This is a genomic window from Bacillus sp. FSL K6-0138, assembly GCF_037982765.1.
Taxonomy (GTDB): Bacteria; Bacillota; Bacilli; order Bacillales; family Bacillaceae; genus Bacillus; species Bacillus glycinifermentans.
On record NZ_CP150286.1, the window covers coordinates 2283777 to 2302065 of the forward strand.

The following is an 18289-nucleotide window of genomic DNA, read 5'->3' on the forward strand; positions in this document are numbered from 1 at the left end:
ACTTATGAAAATTGACCGCCTTCTGGCGATTGTCGTTCTGCTCGTCGGCAAAAGGCAGGTTCAGGCGAAGGAGCTTGCCGACATGTTCGAGGTGTCTGTCAGAACGATTTACCGGGATATTGAAACGATCAATCAGGCCGGCATCCCGATCGTTACGTCTCAGGGAGCAGGAGGCGGGATCAGCATAATGGAGCGGTTCCGTCTGGAAAACAAGCTTCTTTGCCATCTCGACGGCGCTCGAAAGCGTCTCATCGACCTATGAATCGTTTCATCAAGGGGCGGCCCTGCAGAAGATCCGCCAGCTCGTATCAGAGGAAGAACTGCATGAGTTTCGGGAAAAAACGGAAAAATGGTTTTTCGATATTTCTCCATGGGGAGAAAAGAGGATCATAAAGGAAAAGATGCAGCTGTTGAATCAAGCGATCGACAGCTCAAATATCGTATCTTTTATATATGCAAACAAGAAAGGACAAACGGGCAAACGGCTCACAGAACCCCACACCCTTGTGTTAAAGGCAGGCCATTGGTATTTGTATGCTTTTTGCCTGGAAAAGCAAGCGTTCCGTTTCTTTAAGCTGATTCGAATGAAAGACGTGACCGTTCTTTCTGATTCATATAAAAGAAGGGAAATCAACCTCTCTGAGCTCCCATGGGAGAGAACGTGGCATCAGCCTGACAACATGACGGAGATCACGCTTCTCGTCAACCCGTCCGGAGAGCCTTTGGCAAGGGAATGGTTCGGCGCTGAATCCCTTGCATATAAAAATGGGACGTGCATCGTCTCTGTAACATATCCGGAGGATGACTGGCTATTTCGATTTTTGCTTCACTTTGGCACCCATATCGAAGTCCTGCATCCTCCTCACATCCGCCAAAAGGTAAAAGAGTTGGCGAAGCAGGTTGTAGATGTATATAAGACGTGAAGCACCCCGCACAGAAGCCGGGGGTGCATTCGCATTCACTTTTTCCGACATCATTTTCGTGTCTGTCATCGTCACTGAACTTGAAAAGCTGCCCGTTTTGAAAATGACTTCTTTCATGTTTATGATGGGGCGACTGAACTTGCCTCCCTGATCAGCGGTGAAGTGTTTTACCGAAATGGACTCGGGTGATGGATTTGAAAAATTTTATCTGATTTAAGATGCGTACATCCGCCGTCAGTCCATTTTCGCCTGCACATTCCAAACGACAGTTTTAATATTCACATTTCCGTAAATGTGTAAACCGTCAGCAGCCGGTGCGTCAAGTACGACGCGGCCCCGTCTTCCTCCTTAAACAGCAGTTTTTGGTCTTCTCTTTGATGCCGTCTCCAATTTCCGAACCAGCCTTGAAATGCTTAGATTTTCCGTTATATGTATGATTCTTTCCGGCGGCTGAAGCATTTGCGGTAGAAAGCCTGCCATCAATATCAATTCTGCTAATTTCTTCATCTCTCTACATCCTCCAAAAAGCATTATTTTTACATGAGGAAAAACGTTGCCATCATCTGCAGTGTCTTGCCCTTTCATAACCAAGTAATAGAAATTGTATCTTGAATATGTAAATCAGCTATTTGGAAGCTTATCAAAAACAGGAAGTCTGGAATGAAATCGTTTGTTTTACGAATAATACTATTTTTAAAATTGAGATTTTGAAGGAATGAGAAGGGGGAAAAGACCGCGATTGATTAAGCGGCTGGAATCGAACAAAATGTAACCTCAATTTCTGAAAACTTGACACAATGCTGTCATATTACATTTTATATGATCTAGGTAAAGGAGGAATGAACATGGAAACTTTGGTATGTCAAAGCTGCTCTATGCCGATGGCAGGGGAGGCTCTGGGCGGCACGGAAAAGGATGGCGGTAAAAGCCGCGATTATTGTATGTATTGCTATAAGAATGGCGAGTTTAAACAGCCTGATGCAACCCTTGAAGATATGATTAAGATATGCGTGCCGCATTTAATAGAGGGAGGCAGGACAGAGGAGGAAGCGAGGAGGCTCTTAGAAAGCACATTGCCGCATCTGAAGCGCTGGAAATCAACATTGATAAACAGGAAGGAGAGGCGGTCATGAGCTTTTCGCATTTTGAATATTTGGACAAAAAACGGTTCACCGGGATATCGACTGTAACGAGCAACGCGGAGGAAGCGTCAGGGAAGGGCAAAATTGCGGCAATGTGGGAATTGTTCAGCAAGCAAAATGCCATTCCGCCAAAGTCTGAGGTCATCGCGCTTTATTCACAGTATGAAACAGACGAGCACGGAACATATTCGTATTCCATCGGAACGTTTGCTGAACAATGCAGGGACGGTCAGGACGTCATCACTCTCCCGGCTTCCTTATACGCCGTCTTCACATCGCAGCGGGGAAGGTTTGAAGAGGTCGTTTTTGAAACGTGGCAAGAGATTTGGTCATGGAAAGAGAAAGGATTGCGTACGTATACCGGGGATTTCGAGGTTTACGATGAAAGGGCCGCCGATATAGGAAATGCTCAGGTTACCATATATGTGGCCGTTAAAAAATAAATATCTTGAAAAACTAATGATATTAGTTTTATAATGAAACTAACGTCATTAGTTTTTTATTTTATTTAAAGAGGTGGAGCTTTTGAGACTGACCCGCTATGATTCGATTTACCAGCTGACATTTTTTCCGTCTATATTTCCCGTCAATTGCTATTTGGCCGAGGAAGAAGACGGTTTAACGCTTGTCGATGCCGGACTTCCCGTAAGCAAAAAAGGAATAATGGAGGCCGCTGAAGGTCTTGGCAAACCGATCAAAAGAATTGTGCTGACTCATGCACACGGCGATCATGTTGGATCGCTTGATACGCTCAAACAAGCGATCCCCGGTGTAAAGGTCTTGATTTCTGAACGCGATTCGCGCTTGTTGAGAGGGGACAAATCGCTCTTGGAAGGCGAAGCACAAACACCGATAAAGGGAGATGTCCCGAAAAACATCCGGACAAAGCCGGATCAGTTTTTGTATGACAGCGACCACGTCGGATCATTGCTTGTGATTGCAACACCGGGGCATACGCCGGGAAGCCTGTCTTTTTTTGATGAAAAAAACGGGGTTCTGATCGCAGGCGATGCTTACCACACAAGAAGCGGGATCACGGTATCGGGACGTTTGAAGCTTTCTTTTCCTTTTCCCGCGCTTGCCACTTGGAATAAGGAAGAAGCTTTAAAAAGCGCGAAGAAATTATTAGACATCAAGCCTAAAGTGCTTGCCACAGGCCACGGCAACATGGCAATAGATCCACTGGAAGGCATGAAAAAGGCGATCGGGGAAGCTGAAGCTTCGCTGAAAAGGAAAGGGTGAAAAAGATGTCTCCGAGAATAGGGCTGAACATGCAGACAATATTGGAAACAGCCGCGTCATTGGCAGACCAGGAAGGGATTCACGCGGTAACATTGGCATCACTTTCAAAAAAACTGAATGTGCGACCGCCGTCTTTATATAATCATGTTGAAGGTCTTGCCGGCATCCGTAAAGAGCTGGCTGTGTTGGGACTGAGGAGCCTTTATGAGGAAATGGCTACAGCGGTTCAGGATGCCGAAAAAGGCGAGGCTGTCTGCAATATGGCCAGAGCTTATGTTGCATTCGCCAGAAACCGCCCCGGGCTGTATGAAGCGACTCTGTTGAAACCGGCGGATGAAGACAAACGGATCGAAGAGGCCGGCGAGAGAATCGTCAACCTGGCCCTCTCGGTATTAAAGGATTACCAATTAGACGACGTGTCAGCCATTCATGCAGTGAGGGGCTTGAGGAGCATTATGCATGGATTTGCAACACTTATGCAAATTCGCGCTTTCGGGCTTCCGTACGATATTGAAGACAGTCTGAAGATGACGGTCCGGGCTTTTTTGGCGGGTCTTGACGCCAGCCGGATCAAATGAGGGGAAAGGCATCCTGAGAAAATGGATTTAGAAAATTCCAAATTGTTTACTTTTTCCTGAAAGTTTAGTATCATGGGATTAAGACTCAAGAAGCATTTCTGAGTCGTAGGTATTATATGGCTTAACCAGCCACCTTCCTGCCTTGGCGAAAGCCAAGGATTTTTTTGCCGTAACCGAACCGTCAATTTTTAAAAAAAGGATTACGGGGCTTGGACAGAGAAAATAAAAAAACAGAGCAGCCTTGGTGCAACAGGCAGATGGAAAAGGCGAAAAAGGCTCTGAAAACGGGCAGGAGGGTTGTTATGCTGAAAAATGTTTTTCTGAATCAATTGAAAGCATGCTATAACGAAACGACTTGGTTTGTTTGTTTTCAAACGGCCGCTGAAGGCCTGACCGAGAGTCAGGCAAAGCAAAAAGGCGAAGGCACAGAAAATTCGATTATGGAAATCACCAATCATTTAATTTTTTATAATGAACGGTATTTAAAGCGGTTTAAAGGAATTCCCGTCCCGGCGTTTGACTATACCATCGATGATACGTTCATCAACAAAAGCGGACTTGGGTGGGAAGAGAGCAGAAAGGATCTGGACCGCATTTATTCCGAATGGATAGAAGCGCTTGCCTCTTGCGACGAAACGAAGCTGACCAAGCCGGCAGAACATGATCCGAAACACACCTGGTCGGAAATTCTATCCCTTCTCATTCTCCATAACACCTATCATTTGGGGCAGATCGTGACGATAAGAAAGCAGCAGAAAAGCTGGGATCCTGCAAAAGGTGTAAACTGACGTTCAAGCGCTCGGATAAAACCGCTGTCCGGGCGCTCAAATAAAATTAAGAAACCATAAAAATATTATGTAAACTGAAAGGGAGTATCTTCAATTTGAATTGACAAATATTCCTTTCTATATTATATTTTTCTTATAAGAGTTAGTTATTTAAATAACTAAGAAGGTGAGGATATGGCAAGACCTAATGTCACATCAAAAAAAATGCTGATTGATGCTGCCAAAAGGTGCATTGCGGATGAAGGGCTGGAACATTTGACGCTCAAAGCGGTCGCCGAAAAAGCGAAGGTGACGCAGGGTACCGTCTATTATCACTTCCGCACGAAAGAGCAGCTTGTATTCGAGGTGGTGCAGGACGTGTGCTACACGTCGTGGGAACAGTTAAAGACAGGGCGGAAGCCGGCGGAGGAAAAGGTCAAGGAAGGCCTGCTTTCTGCCAAGTCAAGAACGGGTGAGGATTCGTATTATCATCGGCTATTTTTGGAGCTGGTCGTTTCTGGGTTTCGCAATGAAAAGGTGAACAGCCAAATAAGCAAACTGACAGACGATGAAAATACGTTTCTGACGGAGCAGCTTTCTGAGATATGGAAGCGTTCCCCGGTAGAAGGGGTTTCTTTCAAGACATGGGGGATTCTTTTAAACGCATTGATTGACGGTCTTGCGCTGCAGTCAGTGATTTCTCCCGGCTTTTCATCTGAAGAAATATATGGGGAACTTGAGCTTGTTTTACAGCATTTGACCGAAAAAGCCGGCCAACCTGATAGAAAGGAATAGGAGGGGACATATGTTTACGGAAAGAATAGGCCTCGCGCTTCTTTTTTCGTTTCTCGTCTGGCTGGGGGCGACGATGTTTTTTGTACTGTTTGGGGAACAGGTTCTCGCAGACCCCGGCGAACAGCGTTTTTTCGTTAATTTTCTGCTTCTTGAAGCGGGAACGTTTGTCATTCTATACGCGGTCTTGTCTTTGTATCAAAAGCTTGACAGATCACGCTATGCGGCGGTCAAGCTCGGAATTTGGGGTTCGGCGGCCGGATTGTTCATTGACACGTTTTCATTGTGGAACCATTCTCTGATCTTCCCAAAGCTGTCACAAGGCCAGGTGATTGCCTTCGCGATTTGGATGGTATGTGCCTATGCAATGTATCTTATGATCCCGCTCATCCTGACAAGGAAGGAAAAGCAAGACTCGCCATAGTCGGTGTTATGTAGCGTTCGCCCGTTTTCAATATTCGAAACGGGCGAATGTTTCATTTTTAGGCGGAGGGGATTGAATTTTCGGCATTGATATAGCCTGCGCCGTAGATGTTGGCGTCTCTATCCTTCCACAGATCGGCACCTTCCATCAAGAGCCTTTTGACTTCATCCGGTGCGGCACCCGGTGTTTGCTGGAGAACGAGTGCGGCGATTCCCGCGCAAATCGGAGTGGCCATCGATGTACCGGACATCGTCATATAGTCTGTGCCGACGCGGCTTGATTTTTGCAGCTTATCCAGAAAAGAACCCGGTGAACGAAGCGAAACGATATTGGTTCCCGGCGCTAAAATATCCGGCTTTACCTTGCCGTATATCGTCGGTCCTCTGCTCGAAAAAGAAGCCACATCGTCATCGTCTCTGCTTACCGTATCGCGGTCATCGAGCGCGCCGACGGTAATGACTTTTCCGCTGACGCCGGGGCTTGCTATCGTTTTGGCATCAGGTCCAGAGTTGCCGGCTGCAACACAGACGACAATCCCCGCGTCCCACGCTGCATCTACGGCTTTGACGACCGGATCTTCCTGTTCATTTTCGTATGGAAGCGCATCTGAACCGAGAGACATTGAGATGATATCAATCGGGCGATCGGGATTCTCTTCATTAAATTGTATGCACCAGTCGATCCCGCGAATCACGGTTTCCAGCGATCCAGCCCCCATTTTGTCCAATACTTTTACTCCGATCAGCTCAGCCTCGGGCGCCGGGCCGCTGTATTTTCCGGAAGAAGCCAGTCCGTTTCCTGCTACATCGCCGGCGCAGTGTGTCCCGTGTCCATTGTCATCATAAGGTTCTGTTCTTTGGTTGACAAAGTCGGTAAACGCCCTGATCCTTCCTTCAAGATCAGAATGCGGATAAATTCCTGTGTCCACGACAGCCACTGTGACGCCTTTTCCCGTCAGCGTCCGGTTGTTTCTGACGACTTCCTTGGCATGGCTTGACTCGACGGCGACATCAAGCAAAGCTGTGACTTTCCGGTTTAAATAAATTTTGCGGATGTCTCCGCACTCTGTAAGAAGGGAGTTCAGGACAGCAGGCGTGACTTCGGCGCTGCAGCAATTGATTTTCGGAAAATTATGCTTCATTTTATTTCGTCTTTCCTTGCCTGTCATCTCGTTTACAAATTGGTAGCCACGATGATGACAATCTCCTTCAAATTCGATAATCACCGACATCTTTTTTCGTTTCATCAACATTTTTTCAAACAGGCCGTGCAAAAAACAAGGCGTCCATTTAAAAGGTTTATAGAGCCTTAACACCTTTTCTCTCAGCGGCCGGTCCAATTTGTGGGCGTTGTTGCGAACCATTTGAACCATGTAGGAACCGAACATCAGCATCCACCTCATTATCAATTATTCTTTCTTATAATCTATGAATCAGAGGCTGAATCCGTAAAGATGGCTGTCCACATGAAAGGGAAAAGGGGCCGGTTCACTATTGATGATCTTTCTGCATCCTTTGGATCGGAACGGCCCGGCTACGGTTACAAGTTTCATTCGAACAAAATACATGCTATTCTGTTCTTGTATTTGGTAAAACAAGGGGTGATCTAAATGGCAGTGATCGAAGACTTTTTAAAGCTTGATATCCGGATCGGAACGATTGTAAAAGCGGAACATTTTCCGGAGGCGAGGGTGCCGGCGATCAAGCTCGAGGTCGATTTTGGAGAAGAGGTCGGCATCAAGCAGTCGAGCGCGCAAATTACGAAACGCTACGCACCGGAAATGCTGGAGGGGAGGCAGGTCGTAGCAGTTGTCAATTTTCCGCCGCGGCGGATTGCCGGGTTTAAATCAGAGGTGCTCGTCCTGGGGGGCGTGCCTGAAAAAGGCGATGTGATCCTATTAACGCCTGATGAAGAAGCGCCGAACGGAACAAGAATCGGGTGAAAAAGAGGCTCTCAGGGATACCCAGAGAGCCTCTTTGCATGATTAGAGCTTGAATTTTTTCGTTAAATCCCTTAGCTCCTCAGCCATTTGTTCAAGCGTTGCGGCAGACGAGCTGATTTCTTCCATCGATGCCAGCTGTTCCTCCGCAGATGCGGCGATGTCCTGAATGCCGGCTGTGCTTTCTCTTGAGACTTCGGCAATATCCCCGACTGCTTCCGAGACGTCCTGCGACCCTTTTGACAGCTGTTCGACCGCTGTATTCATCGTTTGCAGCTTGCCGGCAATCTCATTTGTCATGCCATAAATATGTTTGAAGCTGGCCTCGGTTTCTTCGGTGATTTTCAGCCCTGACATTACCTCATCATTGACCGACTGAAACATTTTCAGCGAATTGTCGATTTCTTTAACGATGTCCTGAATCAAGTCTTCAATCTCCTTTGCCGAGCCTGCCGATTGGGCGGCGAGCTTCCGCACCTCCTCGGCAACGACGGAAAATCCGCGGCCCGACTCCCCGGCACGCGCGGCTTCGATCGCTGCGTTCAGCGCCAGCAAATTCGTCTGATCGGCGATGCCGTTGATGACGCGCAGGATTGCCGTAATATCCTTTGATTTGGCTTCAAGCCCTTTGACGACGCCTTCAGCCTGTTTGACTGAGCGATCGATTGAATTCATCTGGCCGACCGTCTTTTGAACGAGCTCTCCTCCAGATTCGGCAATCTTCGTTGATTTGCTTGACGAGTCTGTAATCGATTCCGTCACTTTCGCCATTTCAAGCAATTTGCTGTTCATTTGACCGAGCTGTTTCGAGCTTGTTTCCACTTTTTCATTTTGGTTTTCCGCCCCGTTTGAGAACTGCTCGATGGCCAGAGTGATGTGTTCCGTCGCCTTGCTCGTCTGATCGGCGCTTGCTGTCAGCTGCTCGGAGGAGGAAGCGACATTATCCACAGATTCTTGGATGGTGCCGATCAATGTGCGGAGCGATTCAGCCATTTCGTTAAAGCTTGTGCCGAGCTGCCCGAATTCGTCTTTGGAACGGACGTCGATGGTTTGCGTCAGATCGCCGCTGCTGATGCTTTTTGCAGATGAAACAAGCTGTCTCAAAGGCTTGCTGATCGCCCGTATGATAAAAAAGACGGCAATGCCTCCGAGAATCATCGCGCCGGCGAGAATGACGACGGCCATATGAAGGACCGGCTTTGAAGCATCTGTAATTTCATCCCCAAAGATCGTACCGGCGATTTTCCAACCGGTTAATTTGTTTGTTGCAAAGACCATCTGTCCGTCTTTGCCTTCGGAGACGTAGTGCAGTTTGCCTTTTTCCTTGCCGTACGCTTCTTTCACCCAGCCTCCTTCACCTTCAGTGCCTGCGGCGATCTTCGGATGGGCGATGTATGTCTTTTCCGAGCTTAAAATAAATGCAAAACCGTTTTTTCCGATTTTGACGGCCTTCGTCGCTTTAATCAGCTCGTCGATATTTAAGCTGAGCGCGGCAACTCCTGATCCATCTTCATTTTGTTTGGCGATGGTGATGACGGTATTGCCTGTGGCGGCCGACTGATAGGGCTCAGTTACAATCACTTCGCCTTTTTTCTCAACGGCTTCTTGATACCAGCCCCTTTTAACGGGATCATAATCATCCGGCATTTTTGTATAAGGATACTGGACATAAACGCTGTCTTTTGAACCGGTAAAAACAGCCTCGACATCCTTGTTTTGTTTTGCGTATTGTTCAAATTTTTCTCTGAGGGAAGTCTGTCCTTTTTCCTCATATGCTTTTTTGCGAATCGTTTCACTGAAATAAGCGATCGCATCCGCCTTTTTTTCGACATTTTGGCTGATCATTTTATTTAATTGATCAACGCTGTTGTTCGCGCTCCTCATGATTTCGCCTTCAAGCGAATGTCCAGCGGTGCTGTATGAGCTAAACGCGAGCGCTGAAACAGGGATTGTCAATATACATAAAAATGAAATGATTAACCTTTTTGAAATAGACGGACGCTTGATCCATCCCCATATTTTTCCCATAGTCATAGCTCCTTTGTTCTAGTTTCGACATTTATATCGGTTAAATTTCTTAATTTTGAATCAATTTTGAAAACAACCAAATTTTGTTTTTATGTTTAGGCATTCGGATTATTGTGTGGAAAATATCAATAATATTTACATTCTCTGTTCTTCAAGCCCCAATTTATTGAACCGTGTTTACACATAAGAGTTCATATGTTTTTTTTTTGCATCCCTGACATCATGTTGTCAGGACACTTCTGTATAATGATCTTTAGATTATGTCAGCGTTTCAGGAGTGATTAATATGATTGAAAATCAATTTATTAAACTTGTTGGCTTAAAGGAAAATAACTTAAAAAATGTAACCTTACATATTCCAAAAAGGAAAATCACTGTATTTACGGGTGTTTCTGGATCCGGCAAATCATCAATCGTATTTGACACAATAAGTAAGGAAGCTCAACGCCAGTTGAACCAGACTTTTACGGCGTATATTCAAAACCGATTGCCAACATACAGTCAACCAGACGCATTATCCGTCGAGAACCTTTCCCCCGCAGTGGTGATTGATCAAAGACGCTTAGGAGGAAATGTACGTTCAACGCTTGGTACGGTCACAGATATTTATTCATTATTACGATTGCTATTTTCTCGTATTGGAAAGCCCTTTATTGGCGAATCTGATGTTTTTTCTTTCAACAATCCGAAAGGAATGTGTCCGAAGTGTCAGGGAATTGGACGAAAAATAGAGCCGAATATAGACGCTTAATGAAGGAGCCGTTTTGTTTTCCACTTTCGGTGTGGGAACTTGGTATTGGCATAAGCATTTAGTTTCAGGCATTTTTGATCCGGATAAAATCTTAAAAAATTTTACGGATGAAGAGTGGGAAACGTTATTATACGGAAAGAACAAGAAAATCGTACTGCCCTTGAAAAATGAACCTGTCAAGTATTTTGAAGGAGTTGTCGATCGGTTTAAACGTCTATACTTAAAAAAAGAAATCAGCCAAATACCAAGCAACGTGAAGAACTTTATAACCTTAAAACATTGTTCTGCATGCAACGGAACTCGATTATGTAAAGAAGTATTAAATTGTAAAATCAATGGTTATAACATTGCTCAGTTGGCTGCTATGGAAGTAACGGAGTTGATAAAATTTATAGAAATGATTAAGGATCCAATCGCAAAACCGATCGTTTCAAATCTTGCGAATCGATTGCAATCACTCGTGAACATGGGGCTAAATTATCTCACGCTGAACCGTGAAACATCGACTTTGTCCGGAGGCGAATCGCAGCGTGTAAAGATGATACGGCATCTTAATAGCAGCCTGACGGATATGATGTATATTTTTGACGAACCGAGTACCGGACTGCACCCCCATGACGTGAAAAGACTCAATCGGATGTTGCAAAAACTCCGTGACAAAGGAAACACTGTGATAGTGGTTGAACATCAAGGATGTTATTAAAATCGCCGATCATGTTGTGGATGTTGGACCGGGGGCAGGTACAAACGGTGGCGGCATTGTCTATGAAGGAAATCTTCCTGGATTATACGACGCTGATACACTAACAGGAAGATATATGAGGACTAAACAATCATTAAAAAAGGAAACCCGTAAATGTAACGGATATCTTTCCATTGTCGAAGCCGCAAAACACAACCTAAAGAACGTTACTGCTTACATTCCTTGCGGTGTTCTCACTGTAATTACCGGCGTAGCTGGTTCGGGGAAAAGCACATTGATTTTTGATGAGTTTTTAGAACAGCATCCAGATGCCATTGTTATCGACCAAAAGCCAGTGAGCACCTCGATTCGGTCAACCCCGGCTACATATACGGGCATTATGGATGCAATTCGAGATTCCTTTGCATCTGCTAACAAAGTAAGTAAGTCACTTTTTAGTTTTAACTCCAAAGGTGCTTGCCCAGAATGCCAAGGGAACGGATTTATTAATACGGATCTTGCATTTCTTGAGAGTATTAGAACGACTTGTGAAGCATGTAATGGGAAACGATTCAAAGATGAAGTTCTTCAATATAAGTTAAACGGGAAATCTATTTCAGACGTATTAGACATGACGGTACTTGAGGCAGTTCAATTTTTTCAGGAGAAAGAAGTGGTTTCCACTTTAAAATCATTATCAGAAGTAGGACTAGACTATATGACACTGGGCCAGCCGCTGAACACATTATCGGGTGGAGAATGTCAAAGAATTAAATTAGCCGGCGAGCTGCACAGATCTGGCAACATTTACGTTCTGGACGAGCCGACGACTGGATTGCATATGTCTGATGTTAGACGCCTAGTAACGATTCTAAACCGTTTAGTTGATAACGGGAGTACCGTTATTGTGATTGAACACAATCTGGATATGATGAAACAAGCAGACTGGATTATTGATCTTGGACCAAGCGGCGGAAAAAGAGGGGGGGAAATCATGTTCGCAGGTACGCCACGTGATTTGGTAACAAGAGGTAACTCCCTAACCGCACAATATCTAAGAAATGATATACAGGGGGTCTAACCTTGAAAATCGAACGGTTATTAGGAATCATTGTGTTATTGATTCATAGGAAAAGAATGAAAGCTGTGGACTTATCGAGGTACTTTGAAGTATCGGAGAGAACGATATATAGAGATATCGATTCTCTTAATCGTGCCGGGATTCCTATCGTATCGCTTCCAGGGCAAGAGGGCGGTTATGAATTAATGGATGGGTTCAAATTGGATAAAAAATATCTAACTTTAGATGAATTACTCTCTATACAGTGGGCGTTGAAAAGCATTGAAAAGGCTACCGGGTTTGAAGATATCAATGAATTGATTTCGAAAATTAATCAATTAATTGACTCGCCCACGCAAGATAAAAACATTCCATTACAAATTTCACATTCGAATAACAGTTCTCAATATATACAAACAATATACAAATCAATTCAAAATTGTAGTGTGATTAAGATTCGCTATGTAGATCAAAAAGGAAATGAAACAGAGCGAGACATTGAACCGATGGGCATTTTTTTAAAAGATTACCACTGGTATACATGGGCTTATTGTTTATTGCGAAATGAACTCAGAGTATTTAAATTAACAAGGATCATTGAAATATGTAACACAAATCGCTTTTTTACCAGGCGTCCATATACCATTCAAGATCTATATATAAAAGAAGAAAAATCGGGAAGCAGCATAAAGCCATTCGAGGTTTGCCTCCAATTCAACCGAGAGATGTGGGCACAAGTATTAGATAACTTTCAGGAAGATGAAATAGCGAATAATCCTGATGGAACAATTATTGTAAAAAAAAATTATTACACCATTGATAAAGCTATATCACAAATTATAAGTTTTGGAAATCAAGTTCGCATTATCTATCCTAGAGAGTTAATTCTAAAGTTTATGAAGTGTTTAGACGAAATAAAAAAATTATACAAAGATTACAAGTAATTAACGAAAAAATTGAGTTTTTTGACGAGAGGAAAAGCGGGGCTTTATTGCATTATCGCAAGCATTTTGCTTTTATCCCGCATCAAGCTTTTTCAGCATTTGGCAGACAGGGATATGATCCAAATTTATATATTTAAAAATCAGCGTAATTGTATATGAATGTTATCCTTTACAGAGTGAATTCTGGAAAAATTAGATTGGCGGGAAGCTCTTCGATAAGCAAATAAAGTTGCAAATATGGACCGATAAGTTTCCGCTACTTCGTCAAGCATCCGGGTTAAAGAGCAATTCTTAATCATCTATGAAACTGAAACAATCAATAAAGCCTATAAACTGTACCAATTAATTAAGTCAATGAACTATGTTAACGAAAATTTTGTTCACTCAAGGCTGTTCGGGAAAATGCTGCTCAATTTCCAGATGGTTACGAATTTATGGAGCTGATTTTTCCACACTGATTAAGGATATGAAAGAGGGGGTTTTTTAACCCTCTTCCACAAAATAATCCGAACACTCTATATTTTTTGAGCCAAAAGTGCATCTCGCTGAATGAAGTCATTCATTCTAACGCAAGCATTTTGTGGTATAGTGAATTGATGGAATAATTTACAGGGAATGGAGCGGAGAATACGATGCTGTTCCAAAATGGTGATGTAAAGGTTCGTCAATTAAAAAATGGTGATCAGCGCCTTCTAGCCAAATGGCTTTCTGATCCGGCAGTTCTTGAATTTTATGAGGGAAGAGACAATCCCTTTGACGTAAACAAGGTCCAGCAGGTGTTTTATGATGATGAAGATGATGAAACAAAATGCATTGTAGAGTTCAAAGGAAGAGAAATTGGATATATCCAATTTTATCAGTTGGATGAGGAAGAGAAAAAAACATACGGATACCGTGATGAGACCGTTTACGGATTAGACCAGTTTATAGGCGAGACAGATTATTGGAATAAAGGAATTGGAACACTGCTTGTGACTTCCATGGTTCACTATTTAATTGAGCATCATCAAGCAGACCGGGTAGTGATGGACCCTCACGCCACCAATGAAAGGGCTTTAAGGTGCTATGAAAAATGCGGCTTTAAAAAGGTGAGAATGCTTCCGAAACACGAATTTCATGAAGGCAGATATCAAGATTGCTGGTTGATTGAATATAAAAAAAGTGCGCAATAAAAGAAAAGGGCCAGGTCCTCTCATGTTTGCATTTTTTCTGTATTCGAATGGGTGAGAATTAAGAAGTACCTTCTGAAGCTTCAGGAAAAATAACGAAGCTAATTATCCATCCTTGCTCCTTAAAAATGAGAAGGCTGTTTTCGTTTAACATTCCTCTTTTGTATAGTTGAAATCGGGTACAATAGAGTTTAAATCACGTAATCGGGGTGGTTAGTATGTACGAGTCCAAAAAACATTTAAAAGAGGAAATTCATAAGCGTTATTTGTTATTAGACGGTGAGTTCGACGGTATCCCTGATGAATATAGAGATGTGCGCGACAACGATATAGACCGGACTCCGGGAGAAATCATTGCTTACCAACTTGGATGGTTAAACCTTCTGATGAGCTGGGACAAGGATGAGCGCTTAGGGAAAACGGTGATAACGCCTTCACCTCATTATAAATGGAACCAATTGGGGGCGCTCTATCAATCTTTTTACAAAACGTATTCCCACCTTTCGTTAACTGAACTGCGCCAAGAATTCAAAAAAGCAGAGGCGCAGTTTCAGTCTTGGATTGATACGCTTACGAATGAAGAGTTATATACTCAAGGTACATTAAAATGGACAGGCACTAACCCGAAATGGCCTGCCATAAGGTATATTCACATCAACTCTGTTGCTCCGTTCAAAAGCTTCCGGACTAAAATAAGGAAGTGGAAGAAGAATCAATTGGGTTGAAAATGTATGATCTGCAAGCTGCTTTGTTCGGCTTTTATTAGGTATGTTGTTTGATCAGATCAAGTGTGTGGAAGAGCAGGCTCCGATCTCCCCAGTTCCCGTGCCCGGGTACGACCGTTTTGACGTTCGGATATTTGTCGATTACCTGTTGAACAGAGTCATCCCATTGTTCTACATTTGCATCAGAAAGATTCCCCAGATCTTTTGCCTCTAATGACTTAATGAAGCATCCGCCGAATAATAATTGAGATTGGGGAAGCCAAACGGTAATGTTGTCTTTCGAATGCCCTTCCCCGGGATAAAAGGCCTCGATTACGGTGTTGCCTACTTTCATCACGGGCCTTGCATCGAGTGCCGGATTGGGCGAAGGATACCCATATTCTTTAGCAAGCTTTGCAGTCAATCGGGTACTGCGAACATCGATTCCCTGATTCAACAGCGCCCGGATGCCTGAAATGCTATCATCATGCGCATGAGTAATCAGCGCCAGAACAACTTTTTTCTTTAAGTGCTTTTCGCTTAATCTTAATAATTCTTCAGTTTTTTGGTCGTCCCCCCATGCTGTATCAATCAGGACTAACCCTTTTGAAGTAGAAATAACTAACCCATTGTGGTCATAGGTTGTTCCATTCCAATCATTGAATGAAGTATGCGCCCATACGTTGTTATTCAATTTTGTTAATACAACCGTCTTTTCCGGATTGGTAATCTGAGTTGGTGACGATGTTTTAGATTGAGCAATGATTTGAGAATTAAGCGATGTCATCACAACGGATACTGCAAGTAGCAAACTGAACACAACTTTTCCTATCATACCCGTGCTTATTTTCAAAAGAATCTCACCTTTCCTGCATTGGATTTTCACAAAAAGCTCGTACTTGGCAAAACAATTTATGATACATATACGATATTCAGAATGAAATCCCTCTTAACGATGTTTTTCTGAGTTTTTATTGTTGCTGTAAAAAAACAAAAAAAGGAGACCTTGGGGGTCTGCCGGATCTGACAGGATCGGGTTAACCCGGCTGCATAAAATTTGGAAAGGTTGTTCATCATGAGAAACCGCTGCGAGTTCAACAATGGCGAATCTAAGAATGTTTCCTATTGACAATGTTTCCCTTCATTTATATACTGTTGAGTAAATACAGTGAAAGGAAAAGGTATAGGGGACATGAAGCAGTAATCTTATTTTCCATCGTTTTTTTAATACGAAAAAACGGAAACTTGGAGAATAGGATGAGTCTGCCCTTTTATACCTTTTTTGCATTGCCTTCAGCATCCGTATGTCTATTTGTCGTACTGATGACGATGCTGTTTTGGCAATGCATCATTCGGCATGCTATCCTCTCCGGGTTTCCCGCGGGAGGTTTTTTTATGACGTTTTTAATGAAAGTGAGAGGCTTGAAAAAGAGCTTTGGAGACCAAACGGTTTTACAGAACATCGAATTTGATATGACACGCAATGAACGAATCGGGTTGGTTGGATATAACGGAACTGGAAAAACGACGCTTGCCAACATCCTTGCCGGTCGCATGGAAGCTGACAAGGGCTCCATTCAAACGGAACACGCGCTTAAAATAGGCTACCTGCAGCAATCTGTCGCGTATTCGGTCAATGATTTCAGCGATATGTTAGGCGGTGATGAGAGCGGCGGTTTGTATCAGCTGGCGAGCCAATTGGGGCTCACAAAGGTTCAAAGCTGGAATACAGAAAGGCTTCACCATATGAGCGGCGGAGAAAAACTGAAGCTTGCGCTTGCCTTTGTCTGGCAAACGATGCCTGATGTTCTCATCTTGGATGAACCGACAAACCATCTGGATGCAAACGGAATCAGCTGGCTCATTGAAGAGCTTCAAACGTTTCAGGGGGCTGTCTTGATCATTTCGCACGACCGCTACTTTTTGGATCAGTCCGTTTCAAAAATCTTCGAGCTGGAAGATGGGCTATTGCATGCATATGAAGGAAACTACTCCGCTTACCGCAGCGAGAAAAAACGGCGATACGAAGCACAGCTGCACCAATATGAAGTACAGCAGAAGCAGAAAGAAAGAATCGAATCGCAAATCGCAAATCTGCAAAATTGGTCTCAGAAAGCCCACCGGGATTCAACCAAAAAAGAAGGCTATAAGGAATATTACCGGGTAAAAGCAAAAAAGCTCGACAACCAGGTCAAATCCAAATTGAAGCGTCTCGAACAGGAGCTGGAAAAAAATAAAGCCGAAAAACCGAAAGGCGAAGAGACGATCAAGTTTCAATTTTCTTCAGGCGAAAAAAGGGGAAAGCGGATTATTGAAGCGAAAAATGTCACGAAGGCGTTTGGCGGCCGCAAGCTTTTTGAAGACAGCAGCTTTTTCATCAAGCACGGAGAGCGGATCGGTCTGGTCGGAAGCAACGGCTGCGGCAAAACGACCTTGATCAGAATGATGCTGGAAGAAGAACCGGCGACAAACGGAACCCTTTGGAAAAGCCGGTCAATCAAGACCGCTTATTTAAGCCAGGATGTCAATGATGTTAACGAAAATCAAACCGCGGCAGAAGCGCTGCAGCTGTTTGACAGGCGCGATATGGCACACGCGCGCACGATTTTGGCCAATATGGGGATAAAGGAAGACCGGTTTGACCGGAAAATCGGGACGTTCAGTCTGGGTGAGCGCACACGGATTAAGCTGGCGGGCATGATCATCAAGGATTACGATGTCCTCGTGTTGGACGAACCGACCAATCACCTTGATTTGCCGACTAGAGAACAGCTTGAGGACACATTGCTCGACTTTCAGGGGACGATTATCATCGTTTCGCACGACCGGTATTTCATGGAAAAATTGTGCGACAAGCTTCTTGTATTTGAAAAGGGACGAATCCGGCGCATCGAAACGGGGCTGAAGGACTATCAGAGCAAAAAGGAAGATCCCCAAATCGATCATGACGAGGCAGAGCGGCTGCGCATCGAAACGCGCATGACCGCAATTCTTGGAGAGCTGTCAGAGCTCACAGAGGAGAACCCGAGATATCAAGAGTTGGATCAGGAATTTATCAAGCTTTTGAAAAAGAAACAATCGCTGTCGAAAAAGTGAACAATGAAAAGGCAAACAGCCATCTGTGTTTTCTCACGCAGATGGCTG

Annotated in this window: 16 protein-coding genes and 2 pseudogenes; 14 read left to right on the plus strand and 4 right to left on the minus strand. The window is 43.9% G+C overall.

Annotation, left to right across the window (positions count from 1 at the left end; genetic code table 11):
- Positions 1–4 precede the first annotated feature (4 nt).
- Positions 5–923, plus strand: a pseudogene (locus MHB78_RS12160) (YafY family protein).
- A gap of 348 nt (positions 924–1271) precedes the next feature.
- On the opposite strand, the gene MHB78_RS12165 reads toward MHB78_RS12160, so the two are convergent.
- Entirely contained in the window at positions 1272–1430 is a 159-nt protein-coding gene (locus MHB78_RS12165; RefSeq protein ID WP_157759339.1) for a hypothetical protein, read from the minus strand.
- 338 nt (positions 1431–1768) lie between these two features.
- Here MHB78_RS12165 and MHB78_RS12170 point away from each other — a divergent pair, with 338 nt between their 5' ends.
- The 7 genes from MHB78_RS12170 to MHB78_RS12200 all read left to right on the plus strand — a co-directional run bounded on the left by MHB78_RS12170 (position 1769) and on the right by MHB78_RS12200 (position 5868).
- The gene (locus MHB78_RS12170) at positions 1769–2056 is read left to right on the plus strand and encodes a zinc ribbon domain-containing protein (RefSeq protein WP_046132888.1); all 288 of its coding nucleotides are present in this window, start codon (positions 1769–1771) and stop codon (positions 2054–2056) included.
- Positions 2053–2508 carry a GyrI-like domain-containing protein gene (locus tag MHB78_RS12175; RefSeq protein ID WP_046132889.1) on the plus strand — a complete coding sequence of 152 codons (456 nt, stop codon included), beginning with the start codon at positions 2053–2055 and terminating at the stop codon, positions 2506–2508. The genes MHB78_RS12170 and MHB78_RS12175 overlap by 4 nt, the downstream gene beginning before the upstream one ends.
- Before the next feature lie 82 nt (positions 2509–2590).
- The gene (locus MHB78_RS12180) at positions 2591–3307 is read left to right on the plus strand and encodes an MBL fold metallo-hydrolase (protein WP_046132890.1); all 717 of its coding nucleotides are present in this window, start codon (positions 2591–2593) and stop codon (positions 3305–3307) included.
- A 5-nt stretch (positions 3308–3312) separates the two neighbouring features.
- Positions 3313–3885 (plus strand): TetR-like C-terminal domain-containing protein, encoded by a 573-nt coding sequence (locus tag MHB78_RS12185; protein WP_046132891.1) that lies wholly within the window; start codon positions 3313–3315, stop codon positions 3883–3885.
- 302 nt (positions 3886–4187) lie between these two features.
- Positions 4188–4673, plus strand: coding sequence for a DinB family protein (locus tag MHB78_RS12190; RefSeq protein ID WP_046132920.1), 486 nt, complete (start codon positions 4188–4190; stop codon positions 4671–4673).
- 174 nt (positions 4674–4847) lie between these two features.
- Complete coding sequence (locus MHB78_RS12195; protein WP_046132892.1) at positions 4848–5447, plus strand: TetR/AcrR family transcriptional regulator; 600 nt, start codon at positions 4848–4850, stop codon at positions 5445–5447.
- 10 nt (positions 5448–5457) lie between these two features.
- Positions 5458–5868, plus strand: a complete 411-nt coding sequence (locus MHB78_RS12200; RefSeq protein ID WP_046132893.1) for a DUF5367 family protein — start codon at positions 5458–5460, stop codon at positions 5866–5868.
- Positions 5869–5926: 58 nt separating this feature from the next.
- Here MHB78_RS12200 and MHB78_RS12205 read toward each other — a convergent pair whose 3' ends face one another.
- Entirely contained in the window at positions 5927–7255 is a 1329-nt protein-coding gene (locus tag MHB78_RS12205) for a S8 family peptidase (RefSeq protein WP_046132894.1), read from the minus strand.
- 222 nt (positions 7256–7477) lie between these two features.
- On the opposite strand from MHB78_RS12205, the gene csaA reads away from it, so the two are divergent.
- A complete protein-coding gene (csaA, locus tag MHB78_RS12210; RefSeq protein ID WP_046132895.1) occupies positions 7478–7810 on the plus strand; it encodes a chaperone CsaA in 333 nt (110 codons plus the stop codon).
- A 42-nt stretch (positions 7811–7852) separates the two neighbouring features.
- Here the strand turns inward: csaA and MHB78_RS12215 are convergent, their stop codons facing one another.
- The gene (locus MHB78_RS12215) at positions 7853–9835 is read right to left on the minus strand and encodes a methyl-accepting chemotaxis protein (protein WP_046132896.1); all 1983 of its coding nucleotides are present in this window, start codon (positions 9833–9835) and stop codon (positions 7853–7855) included.
- A gap of 289 nt (positions 9836–10124) precedes the next feature.
- On the opposite strand from MHB78_RS12215, the pseudogene MHB78_RS12220 reads away from it, so the two are divergent.
- The 4 genes and pseudogenes from MHB78_RS12220 (at position 10125) to MHB78_RS12235 (ending at position 15166) form a co-directional block, all read left to right on the plus strand.
- Positions 10125–12349: pseudogene (locus MHB78_RS12220) on the plus strand (excinuclease ABC subunit UvrA).
- Between the two features lie 2 nt (positions 12350–12351).
- Positions 12352–13272, plus strand: coding sequence for a YafY family protein (locus MHB78_RS12225; protein ID WP_046132897.1), 921 nt, complete (start codon positions 12352–12354; stop codon positions 13270–13272).
- Between the two features lie 632 nt (positions 13273–13904).
- Complete coding sequence (locus tag MHB78_RS12230; RefSeq protein WP_046132898.1) at positions 13905–14444, plus strand: GNAT family N-acetyltransferase; 540 nt, start codon at positions 13905–13907, stop codon at positions 14442–14444.
- A gap of 215 nt (positions 14445–14659) precedes the next feature.
- Positions 14660–15166, plus strand: coding sequence for a ClbS/DfsB family four-helix bundle protein (locus tag MHB78_RS12235; RefSeq protein ID WP_046132899.1), 507 nt, complete (start codon positions 14660–14662; stop codon positions 15164–15166).
- Between the two features lie 37 nt (positions 15167–15203).
- Here MHB78_RS12235 and bla read toward each other — a convergent pair whose 3' ends face one another.
- Positions 15204–15998: a subclass B1 metallo-beta-lactamase gene (bla, locus tag MHB78_RS12240; RefSeq protein WP_052948585.1), complete on the minus strand. Its 795-nt coding sequence runs from the start codon at positions 15996–15998 to the stop codon at positions 15204–15206.
- A 542-nt stretch (positions 15999–16540) separates the two neighbouring features.
- Here bla and abc-f point away from each other — a divergent pair.
- A complete protein-coding gene (gene abc-f / locus MHB78_RS12245) occupies positions 16541–18241 on the plus strand; it encodes an ABC-F type ribosomal protection protein (RefSeq protein WP_046132900.1) in 1701 nt (566 codons plus the stop codon).
- Positions 18242–18289: the final 48 nt, after the last annotated feature.